Source organism: Pseudomonas sp. ABFPK, assembly GCF_001586765.1.
In the GTDB taxonomy this organism is placed as follows: domain Bacteria; phylum Pseudomonadota; class Gammaproteobacteria; order Pseudomonadales; family Pseudomonadaceae; genus Aquipseudomonas; species Aquipseudomonas asiatica.
The window spans coordinates 1-16,595 of sequence record NZ_LQXW01000032.1; the positions used below are offsets into that span (position 1 = coordinate 1).

General features: G+C 55.1%; 19 protein-coding genes. 9 read left to right on the top strand and 10 right to left on the bottom strand.

All coding sequences use genetic code 11. The annotated features are described in order from the left end of the window. Window positions 1–109, top strand: a 109-nt coding sequence (locus WM94_RS30200; RefSeq protein ID WP_135199453.1) for an IS3 family transposase, incomplete at its 5' end; no start/stop codon positions are given. A 53-nt stretch (window positions 110–162) separates the two neighbouring features. Here WM94_RS30200 and WM94_RS18860 read toward each other — a convergent pair. Beyond that, window positions 163–486 (bottom strand): hypothetical protein, encoded by a 324-nt coding sequence (locus WM94_RS18860; protein ID WP_004577633.1) that lies wholly within the window; start codon window positions 484–486, stop codon window positions 163–165. Window positions 487–595: 109 nt separating this feature from the next. Between WM94_RS18860 and WM94_RS18865 the strand changes: the two genes are divergently transcribed. Further along, the gene (locus tag WM94_RS18865; protein ID WP_004577632.1) at window positions 596–964 is read left to right on the top strand and encodes a histone-like nucleoid-structuring protein, MvaT/MvaU family; all 369 of its coding nucleotides are present in this window, start codon (window positions 596–598) and stop codon (window positions 962–964) included. An 86-nt stretch (window positions 965–1,050) separates the two neighbouring features. Here WM94_RS18865 and WM94_RS30630 read toward each other — a convergent pair whose 3' ends face one another. The 9 genes from WM94_RS30630 to WM94_RS18905 form a co-directional block, all read right to left on the bottom strand. Then, on the bottom strand, window positions 1,051–2,211 hold the full coding sequence (locus tag WM94_RS30630; RefSeq protein ID WP_004577631.1) for a hypothetical protein: 1,161 nt from the start codon (window positions 2,209–2,211) through the stop codon (window positions 1,051–1,053). Between the two features lie 24 nt (window positions 2,212–2,235). Further along, complete coding sequence (locus WM94_RS18875) at window positions 2,236–2,520, bottom strand: hypothetical protein (protein ID WP_004577630.1); 285 nt, start codon at window positions 2,518–2,520, stop codon at window positions 2,236–2,238. A 162-nt stretch (window positions 2,521–2,682) separates the two neighbouring features. Beyond that, window positions 2,683–2,967 (bottom strand): hypothetical protein, encoded by a 285-nt coding sequence (locus WM94_RS30205; RefSeq protein WP_146048267.1) that lies wholly within the window; start codon window positions 2,965–2,967, stop codon window positions 2,683–2,685. Between the two features lie 268 nt (window positions 2,968–3,235). After that, window positions 3,236–3,781 (bottom strand): hypothetical protein, encoded by a 546-nt coding sequence (locus WM94_RS18880; RefSeq protein ID WP_004577629.1) that lies wholly within the window; start codon window positions 3,779–3,781, stop codon window positions 3,236–3,238. Between the two features lie 94 nt (window positions 3,782–3,875). Continuing rightward, the gene (locus WM94_RS18885) at window positions 3,876–5,090 is read right to left on the bottom strand and encodes a lambda-exonuclease family protein (RefSeq protein WP_371264031.1); all 1,215 of its coding nucleotides are present in this window, start codon (window positions 5,088–5,090) and stop codon (window positions 3,876–3,878) included. Between the two features lie 12 nt (window positions 5,091–5,102). Then, window positions 5,103–5,741: a hypothetical protein gene (locus WM94_RS18890; protein WP_004577627.1), complete on the bottom strand. Its 639-nt coding sequence runs from the start codon at window positions 5,739–5,741 to the stop codon at window positions 5,103–5,105. Window positions 5,742–6,651: 910 nt separating this feature from the next. Next, window positions 6,652–7,176 carry an RDD family protein gene (locus tag WM94_RS18895; protein ID WP_004577626.1) on the bottom strand — a complete coding sequence of 175 codons (525 nt, stop codon included), beginning with the start codon at window positions 7,174–7,176 and terminating at the stop codon, window positions 6,652–6,654. Window positions 7,177–7,199: 23 nt separating this feature from the next. Then, window positions 7,200–7,901 (bottom strand): hypothetical protein, encoded by a 702-nt coding sequence (locus WM94_RS18900; RefSeq protein WP_004577625.1) that lies wholly within the window; start codon window positions 7,899–7,901, stop codon window positions 7,200–7,202. Further along, entirely contained in the window at window positions 7,894–8,931 is a 1,038-nt protein-coding gene (locus tag WM94_RS18905; protein ID WP_004577624.1) for a ParM/StbA family protein, read from the bottom strand. Before WM94_RS18905 ends, WM94_RS18900 begins: the two co-directional genes overlap by 8 nt. Window positions 8,932–9,154: 223 nt before the next feature. Here WM94_RS18905 and WM94_RS18910 point away from each other — a divergent pair, with 223 nt between their 5' ends. The 7 genes from WM94_RS18910 to WM94_RS18940 all read left to right on the top strand — a co-directional run bounded on the left by WM94_RS18910 (window position 9,155) and on the right by WM94_RS18940 (window position 16,124). Beyond that, window positions 9,155–9,682 (top strand): hypothetical protein, encoded by a 528-nt coding sequence (locus tag WM94_RS18910; protein WP_004577623.1) that lies wholly within the window; start codon window positions 9,155–9,157, stop codon window positions 9,680–9,682. Between the two features lie 1,661 nt (window positions 9,683–11,343). Next, window positions 11,344–11,634, top strand: a complete 291-nt coding sequence (locus tag WM94_RS18915; protein WP_004577622.1) for a hypothetical protein — start codon at window positions 11,344–11,346, stop codon at window positions 11,632–11,634. A gap of 30 nt (window positions 11,635–11,664) precedes the next feature. Continuing rightward, a complete protein-coding gene (locus WM94_RS18920) occupies window positions 11,665–13,536 on the top strand; it encodes a UvrD-helicase domain-containing protein (protein WP_004577621.1) in 1,872 nt (623 codons plus the stop codon). 33 nt (window positions 13,537–13,569) lie between these two features. Further along, window positions 13,570–13,971, top strand: a complete 402-nt coding sequence (locus WM94_RS18925) for a hypothetical protein (RefSeq protein WP_004577620.1) — start codon at window positions 13,570–13,572, stop codon at window positions 13,969–13,971. Between the two features lie 379 nt (window positions 13,972–14,350). After that, the gene (locus tag WM94_RS18930) at window positions 14,351–14,815 is read left to right on the top strand and encodes a DUF2726 domain-containing protein (RefSeq protein WP_004577619.1); all 465 of its coding nucleotides are present in this window, start codon (window positions 14,351–14,353) and stop codon (window positions 14,813–14,815) included. Between the two features lie 48 nt (window positions 14,816–14,863). Beyond that, window positions 14,864–15,526: a hypothetical protein gene (locus WM94_RS18935; protein WP_004577618.1), complete on the top strand. Its 663-nt coding sequence runs from the start codon at window positions 14,864–14,866 to the stop codon at window positions 15,524–15,526. Further along, on the top strand, window positions 15,519–16,124 hold the full coding sequence (locus WM94_RS18940) for a hypothetical protein (RefSeq protein WP_004577617.1): 606 nt from the start codon (window positions 15,519–15,521) through the stop codon (window positions 16,122–16,124). The genes WM94_RS18935 and WM94_RS18940 overlap by 8 nt, the downstream gene beginning before the upstream one ends. The last annotated feature ends 471 nt before the right edge of the window (window positions 16,125–16,595 follow it).

Sequence of the window (16,595 nt, forward strand, 5' to 3'; positions counted from 1 at the left end):
CGATTACATCGAAATGTTCTATAACCCTAAACGCCGACACAGCAGTGCTATGCAGCTGTCTCCAATAGAGTATGAGAAACGCTATTTCCTGAGCTTGGAGAGTGTCTAGGAAACCAGGGGCGATTCAGACCTTCTGGACACTCTCCAGAAGGTCCTTTTTTTTTACCACTGCATTTTCAGTTGGTGTAACTCGCTGATGCGCGCACACAGCTGATCCTCGATGAGAATCACCTGGCCTTTCAGTAGCACTCGAATACTCGCAAAGTGTTCACCCTGCACCCATCCCGCCCGCACAGGATCAACAAGACATTTGATACTGCCAGTCAGATCGGATGCGATGAAGATCAACCCCATTTCCCCATCAATGCATGTGGTTTCGGGTGGTTCTGCAATCAAGTAAACACCCTCAAAGCTCCGGCCAGCTAGAAGTGTTGCTATGTGGTGGTGATGGCCGCTTGCCGCATAGGTTTCAGCGTTGCAAATCATAGAAATTCCGTTGAGTCAGTAGAAAATGCGCTGTACCTAAGGTATAGTAATTTTTTATACAGATTAATTATATTTACTTTTCCGAATCTTACATCATTGAGGGTTACACATGAGCAAGCTGGCTGAGTTTCGCGCTGCTGAAAAAGCTCTGCAAGAGCAACTTTCTGCCCTGGAAGCGCTGAAGAATGATTCTGGTCTGCAGCGCGAAATTGAATTCGAAGAGAAGCTCAAGAGCTTGATGCAAGAGTACGATGCGAATTTGGGCAAGGTAATCGCTATTCTCGATCCGGCTTCGGTCCAGCGCAAATCGTTTACAAGCCCTGATAGCAATCGCCAGCAGCGCAAGCCACGTGAAGTCAAAGTCTACAAGAACCCACACACCGGTGAGACTATCGAGACCAAAGGTGGCAATCACCGGCAGCTGAAAGAGTGGAAAGCGCAGTGGGGCGGTGATGTCGTTGAAGGATGGAAGAACTAAGCAAGCCTAGCTCCTCAGCTGAAGACCGGCCGCAGAGGCCGGTTTTTTTGGGCCATAAAAAAACCCGCATATGTGCGGGTTTATATTTAAGAGCGCTTACCTTGAAGCCGCTGCTCTACAGCTTTTCTCATACGAATTTCGTAGTCAATCCGCTGCTCATACCGGGCTAGAGCCGTGGCATCGGGCTTGGTCTCGTTGTTGCGCCACCGGTAAATCGTCATTTTGGTCACCCCAAGTGTGGTGCCCATGTCTTCGTCGTCATTGGTACCGAGGCGTTTCATCCAATCGGTCAGAATGACGCTCATGTCTCGGTCGAAACGCTTAAGGCGTTCCCTGCGGTGCGGTTCTTCTGCCAGAAGTCCCCGAGCCTTTTCCATTACTTCATCCGGCACCGACGCTGTACGACCATAAATGTAGGAGGATAGGCGAGGGAGACCGATACCCAGGGCAAAGGCATAATCTTGATTGCGCAAGCCCAGGTCAGAGCCAATCTTGACCAATTCTTGCTGATCTGCCGAAAGCTCGGCACGGCTGCCGCCGCGAGGACGCTTGCTGCTAGCGTCAGCTGGTTTGGTTTGTGACGTAGTGTCCGTCTCGTGCTCTTCGTCCGAAGGCTTAGGTTGTACAAGGCGCACCATTGGATCTTGATCCATGGCATAAATGCCGGAACTGGCCACTGTTTGTTCTCCGTTGATCACTCGTTTAAGTGCTGCGGCCATTTTGATGGTGGCAGCTTCTGTATCGATATCTCGATCGTGGTCTACTTCTACCTGGTCGGCAAGACCGACCTGCTCCAGCTCTTCACCCTTTTCCTCCATGTCCTCGATGGAGCGATGATTGATCAGTAGCTTCTGGCGGTCCCGGAGGACTTCTCTACTTACGTTATGCGCTACTGCGTAGACAACGGCATACACAGCGTCTTGATCTTCGATTTTTGCCAGCATCGAGCCAAAGAAGACCTCAAGCGTCCTTTGCATGACCTCATCAAAATCTGTGAGTTCGCACTTGTTCTGCCGAAGCTTCACCCTGCAGATTTTGCGGACGCGCTCATCGCGGTCCATCTCGTAGGCCAAGCGGTTTACAAAGGTGCGCGATCGGTCCGTGTTCGAGATGTAAGTCCCGCACAGCTTTTCGAAGGTCGAGGGAGGGCCGGAAGGCTCGGAGGAGGGGAGATGCTCGATGTCGGTGCCTAGTGCAAGCCCTGAAGCAGTTTCTTGCTCCAGGGCATCAAACTTTTCTACTGCCATAAAGGGCTCGTTGATTTATCAATCCTACGCAGCCACGGTATCCACAGATCGATCCAGTTGAGGGAGAGCGACACTCCTGAATTGCGCCAGAGAACTGGAGACATCAAGGAGGACATTGATGCCGGCAGCCAAGATCTCAGTCTTGATCTCAGGGTAGGCACTCATCGCTTGCTCGATCCGCTCACCTACTATCCGCATCTGGTCCGCTCTGTTGAGGTCATCCACCCCAAACACTGTGCTGGGGTTCTGACCAGGCTCAACACCAAGGGCGTCCAGGCCGATCTCGATTGGGGAGTACTCGTGAATCATGAAGCATTACCTCTGGTAGCGGCCACATAGGGTCGCCTTTATTGATTATACGTACGTGACAGATAACGTCAATCAAATCCATAACGCGTATGTGGAAGATTGGCAGGTTTCAATCGTTGTACTGTGCATTACGCAGGCATGAGATTGGTGAGGCAGGAGGGGTCAGATACAGGTCAGCTGGATTGCCTGTTCGAAGCCGAACAGTGCCGCACGAACCTCTGTGACATCAGATGCAAAAGTTGACGCGATGACGACACCTGCAAGCAAAATTTCCGTCTTAGCTTCTGGGAAGTCTGTCATCGCTTTGCGCATGCACTTCGACGCGCACTTGTTGGAGCAGCTTTTATTGAATCTCGGGCAATGTGGCTTGCCATCTGTTGAAAGGCATCCGAGCGACGAAAGACCAATTTCCGTAGCTCCCTGGTATGTGTCAAAGCTGAAAGACATACAGTATCCCTATTCCCTATCTAGTCCGTTGATTGGCAGTCCGTTGATTGGCGCTGTTTGTCAAATTATAGGGACGTGATGTCGGAGGGGTCAACGAATCGGCGCCAGAAAAGTTCCGTAGCAAGCTAACTTTAATGCGTGCAAAATTTGGTATGCACGATTTTACGTCTGCAAAAATGCGGTTAAGGAATGGCGTATCGAAAGTGTAGTTTATTTGTGGAATAAAAAAACCAGCACCTTAAATAAGGCGCTGGTTTATGTGGTGCAGTTAGAGAAAGACATCGCCATCAGGAACAATGAGAATGTCGTCTGAGGTGTCTACCATGCTGGTTTCGCTCTCGAACAGGTCTCCGGTAGATCCAATTACAGGTACAGCCTTTACTTTGCTCGGTTGCGTGGTCCTTTTTGTCAGGATGGCACACTGAGCAACATTAGGCTGCTTTACTGTCGGGCGTGGGCTTATGCCGTTGCTTTGGGGGAGGCTCTTGAGGCTTGAGGCGCTGCTTCTTTTGGGGGGGTATGGAATGTCGCTCAGGTCATAGGGCTTAGGCGTATCCCGCTTGCGCTGAGGTTGCTCTGTATCTCTTTGTTCGTATGTTTTGCGAGGTCTAAATTCCGAGGGGTTTGACTGAGGCTGGAGTGCTGGCCAGTATGTAAAATCCCCTGTTTTCCACCAGGCAATTACCGGAAAACATATAAGGACTGTCAAACCAAACAGCGTTAGCTTGTTCGCCACATCTGTCATTGCCACTAACACAATGTAAATAAAGACTGTGACAAACCAGGTGGATACATGCCTATTGATACGTTTCATTCGCTCTCCTGGGTTTACCTTATGAAAGGTGATGCTGCACATGGCTGTGCAAACAGAAGGCAAAAAAAACCCCGTTTCCGGGGGCTGTGTGGCGTTAGAAGATGAAATCCCTCTTCAGGTCTTGAGTCGTTGGTTGAGATGCTGGCTGGCCAGAGTGTGCGGTTGGAGGAACAGTGTGTGGGTTCTTCACCGCCGGTAGCGCAGGGATACTCAGGGGGGCACCCAACTGATCCCGAACAATCACACTCTCTACAGAGGGGTTCCTGTAGGCATCAATTTGGCTTTCAGTCAGCGTTACACCGTGTGCCCTTAGCAAGGCACGCCAGTCGACCTTCCCTTTACGTGCGGAAAGCAGAACAGAAACACCATCACTTTGATGTCGTTTGCGGCCTGGGGGCATCTGCGATAACAGAGCACTCCGGGCTGCCTCCTCGCGAGCAGTGGCTTCCTGAAGGACCCGGTTTGCTTGCTGCCAGGCGGCCGCTGCAGCCTCCCATTCATCAGTGCTCCATTTTCCTGTTTGTAGCCGGTCCCAAAAGTCGAGCTCGGCCTTGAGGATTTGATCTATCCGCTTCTGATTTCTAGGGACCTTGAGCAGCACCCCGTTAGATCCGTCGAAGGAGTAGTAATGAGCGAAGCGGGCTTCAGCAACAAAGATCTGGTGCTGAACCTGGTCAATGTATTCCGGTGGGACGATTCCTTTGAGTGCAAGCCCATGAGCAGTCTCCCCGGGGCATTTGATCTCAACTGGGATCTGCTGGAAGGGGTCGAAGCCATCTAGCGATGCACGGATGATCGGTATTGAGTCACTTTCAGCGATGATGGGCGTTACGGTGCTGCCGGTGTGCCTTTCGTAGGCAGCCCTTGCTACGGGCTCCAACTGATGGCCCCTAGCGCGAATTCGATCGACAAAGGGGTTCGCTGGCGGGGGAGGTCCAATGCCTAGCCTGAGACGGAAGAGTTCGTATGAGCTTCGGAACTTCGACGTCCCCATAATTTGGGGCGCCTCACTAGCTCCGATCCCTCCACTTCGCCAGGCAAACCATGCAGCTGAGTTTTGCTGAGCCTCTGGGCCCGTGATGATGCGCATTGCCATGTTGCGATCTCCTGGAAACGTGACCTGCACCGGAACGGTGGGAGGCCTGATAACGGGAGATGCATAACGTACTAGCTGAATCTTGATGCCCTTGGTTAGGTCCATGAGCAAAGGAGGGAGAGGAGAAGTGAGGGAGAGGAGAAGTGAGGGAGAGGAGAAGTGAGGGGGGAGGGCGCAAACCCTGAAGACCGGCTGCCAAGCAGCCGGTCGCATACGGCACCAGCGTTATTCGCCGAACCTCATCGTGCGAGGAATACCCAGCTTAGCGTTTTGCATACGCAGATCATCCAGCGTCATCGAGGGATCTGACGACACAGCAGCTGAACTGGCGCAGCCCCGGAAATTTTGGCAAACCGTGTGGATTACCAGGTTCGTTCCAGCGAGGTTGTCGACGTTCTGGCCGTTGGTGTTTTGTGCAGCGTCAGATGCTGCGGTTAGGCCTGAGGTGACGTTGTTCCCCAGTACTCCGGGGTCACTGCAACTGCTCAACAGTAAGCAGGTCGTGAGAGAGACAGCCACGGACGCGCCCGTAGCCACAGCATTGCCAACGGCAGTATGGGCTTCTTTGTACTCTGAGGCTGGACCCGCATAGACCTCACTGATTGTGTAGGTGACCTTGGCATCGCCCGCAGTCTGGTTGTAGCCAGCTTTCTTGAGAGCCTCATTCACATACGCAGTCATATCAGCCAGGGCGGCGTCTTCGGTTACAGCCTTTACTGTCAAGCCATCCACAAGCCGTGCGTTGATCTGAGCTGCTTGAACGCGTACCGAGCCTTCCTCAACGGTGATTGGTTTTGCGGCACAGCCTGGTAAGGCGATGATGACGCAGGTGGCAGCTAATGCGGCGATTGCTTTGTTGATCACGTGGAGGCCTCAGGAGTCTTGATAACATGTAACTATAATACTGGGGTGAGGTGCTCCAGGCTAGTAGCAAAATGATTGTGCCGAAAGTGGAGTGGCGCATCGATGCGGGATTGGGCAATTCCTTAAATCCCCATCAGAAGCTCGCGGTGTTGGTCTACGTACAAAACACGGAGATGTGTAGCAGGACAAGAGGAGGGCAGAGGAGGTGTGGGTCAGTGGGCGGCCTAGCGTCACTGGGAATCGTGAGAGAGGCAGGGTAACTCACGACTTAGGGTAAGAAGCCGACAGCCCGGGCTGCCAACGACAGACAAAAAAACTGGGCCTTTGATATACAAAGAGCCCAGTCCTGGTAACCACAGCTGCCGCGGCGCTGTAGGTGGAGAATCCACCGTTACCAAGACTGAGCTCACCTCTTTATCGCCATTAGGATAGTCGACAGCAGTACGACGTCCTGCTTGGCTAGCTTGCGAATCCCCACCAGTTGCACCTGGCTGCTATGTAAGGACCTATGTCCGGGGAAGTCATTTGCGCTGCTCACGTAGTGGTGAGCGACCTGAGGGATAACCGCTTCGACCTAATCGTCCAGCTGTGTTGTCAGTTCCTGGGAGAAGCCCGGACTCGACTATTGTCTGATCTCAAAACTGGCGGTGCATCACCGAGTCGAGAACACAGAGGCAAACACAGGGGATGCATTAGGGAGCGGAGATATCAGGCGGTATGTGGGTAATGCGCTAACCCGTTACCGTGTTGCTGACTACAAAGGAGGCTTCGCGACCTCGGACCTGACTGGCTTCTCCAGTGGGAGTATCCGTTAACTTTGCCTCAGGTGATGTCGAACATGGACTGATAAACAGGTTTTCCTCTGGACAAAAAAAACCGGCCCTTAGGCCGGTCATACAATCTGGGGAGCTCACATTCCTCGCTTTGCTACGGTTGTGGATGCCAGGAGGTCGAAAATGAACTGGGTTTTCACAGTGAAAACTGGAACAGCGACGTAGACAGCCAGCACCCCGGCCAGTGCGAGCGGGTGACCGATGCTCAGCAAAAGCAAGACGGACATGATCTTCAAGGTGGTGCGGAGTATGCACTGCCAAGTAGCCAGATTGCCTGTGAGAGAGATGGTCCTGACCCGGAACAACAGCTTACCGGCCGTTGTGCCCTGGCAGGTCCTGGTCAGTGTTGCTTCATAGATCAACCACACCAAAGGCAACAGAACAAGGAAGTACGGAGCGAGGCTCAGCGCAGCCCCTTCAGTCCAGCTAAGGCCCGGAGTGGCAGCGTCGAACGGGCCCGACATATCGATATGCGCGTTGTGCGCCATGATGGAAACTAGAAGCGCTAGCGATCCTCCTAGTACCAGTGAGACAAGGGCTAAGTCAGTAGTGGTTGCCGCTATGCGCTGAGCCACTGTCAACAGTTTGGAACCAATTTTCATCTTTCAACTTATCTCCTGTGGGGCTAGAACATATCGCCCATCGCGTCCAATGCTGCCATCTGCACGAGTGTTGGCTCAGTCGGCGTTGCGTCTTGGGCGGCAGGTAATGAGTGGACCTCATCCGGGGTACCTGCGGTTGGGAGCTGCTGAGGCTGCAGGTCGATGTTCGCTTCCTGAACATCCGTACTATGGATGGGGTTGGATAGGGGAGTGATTGGCTGTGTCTGTACGCGTTCTGCCTGGACATCATCCGCCCCACTTTGCAATGGATCACCAACCGGAGCGGCTACCGGCTCGGGTTGCCGGGGAGAGTGGACCTCCTCGGCAACGTGTGGCGGGATAGCCGGAGCCGCTGGAGCTTGAGGTTCTGGGTGAACCAAAATCTCAGAGGCCTTGACCGTTCCAGGTCTGGCTGTGACCTCCCGCTGCTTTGGTACCCGCTTTTTGCGAGCTGGCGGTTCTGCGCTTTCACGCCTGGATTGGCGGCCGGTCGGAATCATGCCCCCTGGCCCAGCAAGTGCGGCATTGAGAGCTTGGTCTAAGGTGCCGGCCGCATTGTTGCTCAGAAACCATTGGTAAAAGACACCCCTGATTAGAGGTGTGTCTTTTCCGTATGGCAGTTCGGACATGAACTCCAGCAAACCTGGGCAAACATCTTCTGGGATGTTCAGATTGATTTTTCGCTCAGTTTCATTAGGGTCATATACACGAATTAACTTAGCCATTTACAGCGGACATCCTTTTGGCATTCGCATTTACGATACTACGGATGATTTGGCCAAGGGCATATCGAGCAAAACCATCAGCAACAGCCCAGCGAGGGTTTTTCACCAGAATGCTGTGTTTCCATACCTCTTTAGCACGCCCGTAGATCGCCTCGGCACTTCCACCAGCAACCAGAATGCCATTAAGTGAGCGAGCATCATCGGAAAACAACGAGTTACCCTTAGAGATAACCTCCTGAACCACATGCTGTTGAGCTTCGGCCACTTGGGCTTCAATGTTAATTTGCTCGCCGAACTGGAAAAGGAATTTAGTGCTGAACGACTCCTCGCACTCGACAAGGCTGGCTTGTATTTCGTGCTTACCGAGGATACGACGCAACTGCTCTGCAGCAGCACTCATACCAGCACAAGAGTCAGCACCCCGCTCAATGTATTGACCTTCCCGCATCAGAAGGAAATCAGTCGAATAATGGCCGCCCTCAATGACGCCATAGGACTTTGGCCTTCCGTTCGCGCCATTGATCAATTCCTCTACTGGGATCCCTGACTGATCCAAAATGTAGTCGCAGTAAGCACCCATTGGCTGAGGGAGCGCTTTCAACTCGACAGTATCAGGTAGTGCTTTCTTGGTGCGCTCAACCAGACTGTCTTTGCGAGAGCCGAACAACTTAGACGGAGTACCGATGATGACAAATGCTTCATCAATCCCTTGAACGCCCTTGGCACGGAGCCGGGTAAAAGCAGACTGAATAAGAGCCAGATATTCCGGGGTGTCCGTCCAATTGTCGTTCAAGCCAATAGAGGAGGTGAGGTTGCCCTGGAGGCGAGCGGTATCGCCGGTGAAGTATGCCTTCCCGTCGACAATCTCGGTCTCGGCTTTGGCGCGAGCGGCAGTCGTTGGGTCGGTGAGTTCGACGGCAGGAACCGCCAGGGTGGGGTACATGACCTCAGTGCGCTTACCTTCGTGATACGCGACCACCTTAATGGCGCTACGACCCGCATCCAAACCGATTGCTACGCGACCTTTCATGGAATTAAACCTATATAAACCAGTGACTTAGAGGGGTTAATGATGCGCACTGCACAGTGTGCAGTACCTACAGATCAGTACGCAGTAGCTACTGCCCTGTATGCATTGAGGCGAGTCTAAGATACATAACACGTATTGACAATACTGGATAAGCACAAAGAAAATTCTCCAGAACGCGCCCCTCGGCGCGGCTATACACAACCCCCCGGCGAACGCTTAAACAATGGCTATACACAACCCCCCCTCCATCGACGATTTCGAAGAGCTGCGGCGCAAAGGCAAAGAGTCGGTCGACACCGCCGTCGACTACCTGATCCGCATCGATCAGCTCCTGGTGCGCATGGGCGAATTGCTCTACGTCATGCAGCCGTTTCAGACGGGGCGCATAGGGATCGATTTCAACCAGCACCGAGGTCAATCCAGGCCATTCGTGCGGGTGTACCGCAAGCTCAAGGCCGGCAAGGGAAAATGGATGTCCACGAACGTGAGTCATAAAGGGCTGACGAAGAGAGTGAAGCGTGCACGGGAGTTCGAGCCGAACCACAAGCTGGTACTGATCCTGTGCGAGAGGGTTTCCAAGCTCTTTGACCTTAGAGCGGAAATGCACGAACGAGTACGAAATATGAGTCATGGCGTAAAGCTAACGCTCAAAGCACGCGAGGATGATTTGTCTTCTCTTGAGACATTGGTGGGCAGCATGCTGGACCAGATCGAAACCAAGTTTGAAGGAGAGCTCGACGTGGACGAGTAAGCCTTAATCTGATTCACGAAGGCCTTGTCGATTAACGTCGGCAGGGCCTTTTTTGTGGCTGAGCGGAACCGGAAACATTGCGGTGTCAGGCCAAGTAGGAACCGGGCTATGGGCAAAGCGGACTAGAAGCAAACCGGTGTTATGCGCAGTGAGACCCGCGGCTATGGTTAAGCGGGCCAGAAGCCTACCGGTGGTTTGGCCAAGTAGAACCCGGGCTTGCTGGGCGCAGTGTGATCTGGTTGCGGAGACTTGCATTCGCATTCGGTGGTGGGCCGAATTCTACCTGGGCCGGGCGGTGTTGGATCCGAGCCGCCTCGCGCCCATCCCCTTAATCTAATTTTATTTCCTTCATTCATTTTCTCTTATTCCGGTCGCACCATAGATCTCGTTCTGGCTCCGGCACTTGTGTCAGAGCCTCTTTTGCAGCTGCCCGTTGTGCCACGCCCCATTGTGCAAGTTTGGTTTGGGTGTCCGTCCGTGCTGCTGTCTGTTGTTTGCCTGCCAGTTCTGTCTGTGCCGCTTGTGACTCTGCGCCGACCGGCTCCTTCTGCCTGCGAGGCGTTGAGCTCATTCTGCCGCTGTAGATTCTCTTTTCTCTCTTCTCTTCTTCATCTCCATTATTCCACTGCGACTTCTACGTCTTCTCATGCACGTGCGAATCTGTGAGGTGCCGCCCTGTTGTTCTCGCGCCAGTTCTATTTGGTGAATTGTGCCATCGCTAGTTTGGGTTCTTCTTGTTGCGCTGTCGCATTGGCATTTCATTATTCCGATGTCTGTGCTGCCGGTGCGTGCTTGACGCTTTTGCTTCCTTCGACAGCATAACCATTTGTGCCTCTCTGTCTCAGCAGGCCGGCCCTGCCGGGAGACCTTGCGGTTGCGCCTAGCAATACAGTCCACCAGCTGTCGGTGGCGACCCCAAGAAGGATCTGACGGGGGAGGAGAGCGACGGGCTGAGAAGGATGCGACGGGGGCTGCGGCCGCCGTGCAGAAGCTCGGTGCTGATCCTGCAGCTGGCCTCTGATGATCGCTAGCAGTCGGTGGTGGGTACCGTGGGATCTGTGCGGCGGTTCGCGACCATTGGCTTGCCCGGTGCTGCTGTTTGACTAGGTTGGCAGAGTGCGATGGGTGGCGCCCGGTGGCGGGTGGTGTTGGATCTGAGCAGGCTGTGTGTGATCCGGCTCGCGGCGTGTGACGCTTGGCTGGCGGTGGTGGCGATACAGGACCTGTCTGGCGATGCTGGGCCTGGCTGCTCATCTGGTGCGGTGTGTGACCCGGTCAGGTCCGTCTCAGCTCGGGTTGCTTGGAGCTGCTTTTCTCTGATCTGTCTCTCGCTGGGGAGGGAGCTTCATTCCCTTCATGTCTCTCAGCTCCCTACATGCCAGCACTCTGCCTGCAGGCTTCCTTCCCATCCCTGGTCGGAGTGTGGGTGCCCCCGGGGCCGGCTTTTATGGGCTGGTATGGGTATAAATGGTTATGCACCTGAGCCACGCTTTTCCTGCCCCTGGTCATAAATGGTTGTGCTCGCACCCGGAGCTTTGCCTTGCCAGTATCCATAAATGCTTATGCCCGCATTCGTAACGCGGAACTATAATTTGTCTTGCATCCATGCAAATCTATAGGTATCGTTGAGCCATAAATGGTTGTGCTTAGGAGCCGCCGCAATGAGCAAGTACGGTGTGATGAAACAGGTTGGAAAGGGCGTTGGAGCGATTGCTCTGGCTGTAGCGGCTTGTCTGTTTGCTGCATACGCCCGCCGCGCTTTTGGTGGCTGGGTGTTCGCGGGCTCATTGCTCCTGGTGGTCGCAGCCAGCATCCCAATGGTCGTGTTCTTCAACCTGTTTGCAGATCCAAACGCGAAGCGCAGCAAGAAGGTTCCGCTGATGGATCAGGAAGAGAGCCACGACATGTTCAAAGACAGCTTCAACTACTTCTCCAGAAACAAAGACGACTGATCAACCACTCGCACCTCAAGGAGGCCGGCAATGGCCGCGAAAGCTTTCACCCCAAACACAGACCAGGCTGTTGCCCTGGGCAGCACTGCCAAGCGATTGCTAATCCGCGCCAAGGCGGGGGGCGGCAAGACCTCGCTGCTCATCGCGCACGCCCTGCGTTTCCCTGACCAGCGCCTGCTGTATGTCACCTTTGGCAAGGCCAACAAGGAGGACGCAGCTGCTCGCTTCCCTTCCAACGTCACCACCAGGACCAGTCATGGGCTTGCTTGGGAAGTTGGTGGCCAGTTCAAGAAGACTGGCAAGCAGGATGATCTCCATCCGTCCCAACTGGCCAAGCAGTACAAGATCCCCATGGCCTTTGCTCGCCACCTGTACGTCACTCTGCACAACTTCATGGTCTCGGCAGATCGGGAGATCCTGGCTGCGCACGTGCCTACAAAGATCGTTGGCGATGACCGTCAGAAGGCTGCGGAATGGGCGAAGCATGTTTGGGCGGATCTGCAGCGCTTGCGTCAGTGGTCTCGTGGGTGCGGCGAAAGCCAAGCCGAGCGAGCAGAGTTTCTGGAATCCACCCCCCTGCGTATGCCGCACGACGGCTACCTGAAACTGTGGAGCTTGGGTGACCCGGACCTGAGCCACCGCTACGACCAGATCCTGCTGGACGAGTACCAGGACACCAATCCTGTCTTTGCAGCGGTGATCCTGCGCCAGAGCTGCCCACTGCGCTTGGCCGGTGATGACTTCCAAGCCATCTTCGGCTTCCGAGGTGCTTACAACACCTTCGAGCCGTCGCAGTTCGATCAAGTCGTAACGCTGAGCGAGAGCCACCGTTATGGCGCCGGCATTGCCGAGCTCGCCACCATGCTGTTGCGTCAGTTCGCCGGCGAGCAGGACCCAGTGCGCAGTTCGCGCCATGAGCTGACTACCCGATTCGCCGTCGACCGCACCAAGCCTTACGCGATCATCGGGCGCACCAATGCGAAGCTGTTCGCCAGTGCGGTCCAGTTGCTGGAAGGCCAGCGTCTTCACTTCGTGGGTGGCGTCAACGAGTACCCGTTCGACAAGCTGGTTGAAGTGCACCACCTGCGCGCCAACACGGGTGTCCGTCTACGCGATCCTTTGCTCAGTGCGTTCCGCTCGCTCCAGGATCTGGAAGCTTATGCCAACGACACCGATGACAAAGAGATCCACGCCCTCATCAGTGTTGCCAAGCAGTACGGCGATCAAATCCCTAGCCTGGTACAGCGCATCAAGGATGCCTGCGTCAGCGACATCAAGGATACGACCGTCACTCTGTGCACTGCCCACCGTTCGAAAGGGTTGGAGTTCCCGCAGGTCGTACTGCTGAGCGACTTCCTCAACCTGATCACCGATGCCGGCCTGCCGCTGGTGCTGGATACCCCTGAGTTACGCCAAGAACTCCACCTGCTGTACGTGGCACTGACCCGTGCGATGGAATCCATTGAGGTGAATGAGCAGATCCAGGCAGTGCTGCGTTACTGCGAGGCCGCTGGGGTTGTGGGTGAAGCGGTACGACCTGTGGCGAAGCACACCGAACAAGCAGGGGGGCTCGTGCTGGTTGTGAGCCCTGAACAAGAGGCCGATTCCTTCGCTGCTACCACCGGCGCGGGGGCGCACTCCAAAGTGGTCGAGCTTGTCGGCGCCGATGCCGCTCTGTTGTTCGAAGGCGATGTGGTTGAGTCGCGCATCGAGCTGGCCATCCTGCGGCATGCCGCACTGACCGCGGTGGCGATCGCTGGCGTTGTCGGTGTCTCCGTATCCGAGGCGGCCGACACCGTGGCTTCGATGGTTCGCCAGGGCCGCCTGCATGGCGGCTTGTTCATCGGTTGCCCAGATATCACCTGGCGCCTGGTCAGTGACCTTCACCTGGATGTGGCCTGATGGACTACCTACTGATCAGTGCTGGGGGCTGGCATGGCTGACGATTTCATCCGGATCTTCTACCGCCGTGAAGCGGGAGGCGTGTCCAGGAAGTCATCCGTATCCATTGACCCGCTGATGTTCGAGATCTTCGTCAAGATCAAGGGGAGCATCGGCGAGGCCCGGGACGTTCTGAGGGAATGGGCAAAGGCTGCGGATGCCGAGCGTACCGATGCGAACAACCGCATGGGGAACTCTCGCATTGTGCAGCAGCGGATGTCTCAGGAAATTCTGGACATGGTCAATGAGGGCATGGCAGCCCGGGCGGTGAAAGAGGCGGCGGCCGCGGGCGAGGTGAAAGGCCGGGGTTCTCGACGGGGCAAGCGGGCGGTGGGTGTCGAACCCTCTCATCAGCTGCCGGCGGTCACCGGGCACCTCTCGGAGGATCACATCTAGCGGCGTTGCTGGCGCTCATGATCGCGCCAGGCGGGCATGCTTCGAATAGTTCGTTTGTGGGATTGGTCAAGTCGGCGCGCATGATTGCAGGACGGTGACTTGCTTTGGCTACGGGAGGTTTGTAGAGAGGTGTTGCACGACACGAGCGTGTCGCTAGGAGGAGATGACTCACCCTAACGTTTCCACACCCAACGAGCAATACCCTGGGCAGGCTTGTTGAAGAAACAGGGCGGCGGTGCACCTCCCGATCTGGATTGAAATCACATTAACTTGACCAATATCACCGGCGGACTATCCGTCTTTTTTTAACTACTATGCGTATTGGTACGCGTTAAGAATCTGAATAGGGGTATGTATGTCACTTGTGGATGCCTCGCGCATGAATGGCCCGATCCTGCTGATCTGCACCTTTGCATTTGCGTTTTTCGTCGTCGCGGTCTTGAAGCGGCGCAAAGGCTATTCAACCAAGCACTACCAGTGCATCCCCCTGCTCACCGAGCGCGAGCAGGACTTCTTCTGGCGACTCAGGGAGGCAGTTGGCAACGACCTGGTCATCGCTCCCCAGGTGGTGTTCGGTGCCTTCATCAAGGTGAAGGCCACCGCCATGACCGACAAGAACCATGCAAGGCATATGGTCGCCCACAACCGCTGCGACTTCCTGCTCTGCGACAAGAAGCTCAAGCCGGTGGCGCTGGTCGAGGTCGACGACTCCACGCACAACAGCTCGAAGGCCAAAGCAAAGGACCGGCGCCGCGACGAGTTGATGAAAGCAGTAGGGGTTTCCGTGCACCGGTACCGCGGAATGCCGTCGGCCCGAGAGATCCGCAGGGACCTGAAGCTGTAGAGCTCAGGACCTTTCCAACCCGGAATTCGAACACAGTAGGTGAGCAATATGAGTGACTTCGATTCATCCAGCGAATACTTCGCTCGCGCCGGTGCTACGGCCGGCGAGGGGAAGCTGACTTTCAGGGGGCTGTTCGTTGCCTTGCTAGGGCTGTACGGCATTTTTGCGGCAGTCAGCATCTTCGCCCTGTACTTCAAGGTACCGGTCAGTGGTGAGGATTTACAGCATGCATCCTGGATGGTAACTGCCCCCTCGATTCTCCCCATTATCTACGGGGTGTTGTTGGTGCTGAGCATCATGCTCGCGCTGCAACTAATCAGCCCTATGACTATCAGCGTTGCCGTACTCATGGCCAGTTTTACTGGGGGCATTTCTCCGAGCGCCTCTTTACGCAGCGCTGTTCTGGCAGGGGAGGCCAAAATCGGCTGTTACGAGTACACCTCTCGCGCATGTACCGAGATGTTGGGGCTGCCCAGTCGAGCAGCCAACCCAGATCAGTCGGCCCAGCCGAGTGTCCACCAATTCATCCCTGTCCAAGCGATGGCCTTCCTTCGGGCGCCATTCGATGTTTTCAAAGCGGATCAACTCAACCAGATGCTCGATACGCAGCGCCTGGAACTGAAAGAAGAGATCCGCAAGGGTTTGGTAATCCAGACCGACACCCTCCCCACACCCCCAACTACGAACCAAGCAGGTGAGCATCATGAGTGACCACGATTCTTCCAATGACTACTTCGATCACACGCCGGGTAAGGCAGGCGAGGGATCACTGATCTTCGCGAGCGTCTTCCTGGCAGCGTTGGTGTTGTACGTCGTGTTTGCTGCCATCAGCACCGCCGTCCTGAACTTCAAGGTTCCTGTGAGCCCCGATGATCTGAAACATGCCTCTTGGTTAGTAAATCCCCCAGCCATTTCGTTCATTGCGTCCGGTGTCAGCTTGTTCGCATTCCTGGTAGGGGCATTTCGCGCATTTGCGGGCAGTGCCTTCGGCCTGGTACTGATCATGGCTGGGGTTGTGAGTGGTACCACCATCTTCCCGAGCGTCTCTTTCCGGAGCGCTGTTTTGGCAGGTGAGGCGAAGGTGGGGTGTTACGACTACACCAGCCGGGCCTGTACCGAGATGCTGGGGCTGCCAGACAGCGCGAGCTCCGGTCAGTCGAGCAAGGTCGTGCGCCAGTCCTCGGCGCCGATCGAGGTGCTGGCCTTCGTACGAGCTCCCTTCGATGTGTTCAAAGCGGATCAGCTCAATCAGATGCTCGATGCGCAACGTCTTGAGATGAAGAAGCAACTAGACGCCTACGCCGAGTAGTACCGATAGGTTGGCCGGCTCCGGCCAACAAGGACCAGCCACGGGCCTCACCGAACAGGGGGGCTCTGATAGCACTTACAGGATGCGCTTAGCATCAGGCATGAAGACGAGACATGTAAACGCTCAGCTGCATCCAAGCTCTGGCCTAAAACCGGGGCCGAGAACGCAGAAGAAGAACCGATTATAGCGCTCGCGAAACACGGGCAAGTGGAGAGAGGCATTGGAATGGCAGTAATAGATTTCTTCGTTGACCGCGTTTGGGCTATTGCCGCATTCGCCGTCGCCCTCGGTCTGATGCTTGACCTCATCCTTTTTCATAAGAAGCTAAATGCAACCTTACTTCTCCCGATGGCAGTGGGGGTTATGTGGCTCTGGGGGGACTCGGCTCAGATGGTGCAAAAATGGAAGAACGAGGCCACTATTGGAACCTATGTGGAAGCCACGAGGTAAGGGGAAGCTACCTGCCCCGCC

Bases quoted from the DNA above. Each gene is read 5' to 3' on its own strand.
- WM94_RS18860 (WP_004577633.1), bottom strand. From the start codon at position 486: ATGATTTGCAACGCTGAAACCTATGCGGCAAGCGGCCATCACCACCAC.
- WM94_RS18865 (WP_004577632.1), top strand. From the start codon at position 596: ATGAGCAAGCTGGCTGAGTTTCGCGCTGCTGAAAAAGCTCTGCAAGAG.
- WM94_RS30630 (WP_004577631.1), bottom strand. From the start codon at position 2,211: ATGGCAGTAGAAAAGTTTGATGCCCTGGAGCAAGAAACTGCTTCAGGG.
- WM94_RS18875 (WP_004577630.1), bottom strand. From the start codon at position 2,520: ATGATTCACGAGTACTCCCCAATCGAGATCGGCCTGGACGCCCTTGGT.
- WM94_RS30205 (WP_146048267.1), bottom strand. From the start codon at position 2,967: ATGTCTTTCAGCTTTGACACATACCAGGGAGCTACGGAAATTGGTCTT.
- WM94_RS18880 (WP_004577629.1), bottom strand. From the start codon at position 3,781: ATGAAACGTATCAATAGGCATGTATCCACCTGGTTTGTCACAGTCTTT.
- WM94_RS18885 (WP_371264031.1), bottom strand. From the start codon at position 5,090: ATGCGACCGGCTGCTTGGCAGCCGGTCTTCAGGGTTTGCGCCCTCCCC.
- WM94_RS18895 (WP_004577626.1), bottom strand. From the start codon at position 7,176: ATGAAAATTGGTTCCAAACTGTTGACAGTGGCTCAGCGCATAGCGGCA.
- WM94_RS18900 (WP_004577625.1), bottom strand. From the start codon at position 7,901: ATGGCTAAGTTAATTCGTGTATATGACCCTAATGAAACTGAGCGAAAA.
- WM94_RS18905 (WP_004577624.1), bottom strand. From the start codon at position 8,931: ATGAAAGGTCGCGTAGCAATCGGTTTGGATGCGGGTCGTAGCGCCATT.
- WM94_RS18910 (WP_004577623.1), top strand. From the start codon at position 9,155: ATGGCTATACACAACCCCCCCTCCATCGACGATTTCGAAGAGCTGCGG.
- WM94_RS18915 (WP_004577622.1), top strand. From the start codon at position 11,344: ATGAGCAAGTACGGTGTGATGAAACAGGTTGGAAAGGGCGTTGGAGCG.
- WM94_RS18920 (WP_004577621.1), top strand. From the start codon at position 11,665: ATGGCCGCGAAAGCTTTCACCCCAAACACAGACCAGGCTGTTGCCCTG.
- WM94_RS18925 (WP_004577620.1), top strand. From the start codon at position 13,570: ATGGCTGACGATTTCATCCGGATCTTCTACCGCCGTGAAGCGGGAGGC.
- WM94_RS18930 (WP_004577619.1), top strand. From the start codon at position 14,351: ATGAATGGCCCGATCCTGCTGATCTGCACCTTTGCATTTGCGTTTTTC.
- WM94_RS18935 (WP_004577618.1), top strand. From the start codon at position 14,864: ATGAGTGACTTCGATTCATCCAGCGAATACTTCGCTCGCGCCGGTGCT.
- WM94_RS18940 (WP_004577617.1), top strand. From the start codon at position 15,519: ATGAGTGACCACGATTCTTCCAATGACTACTTCGATCACACGCCGGGT.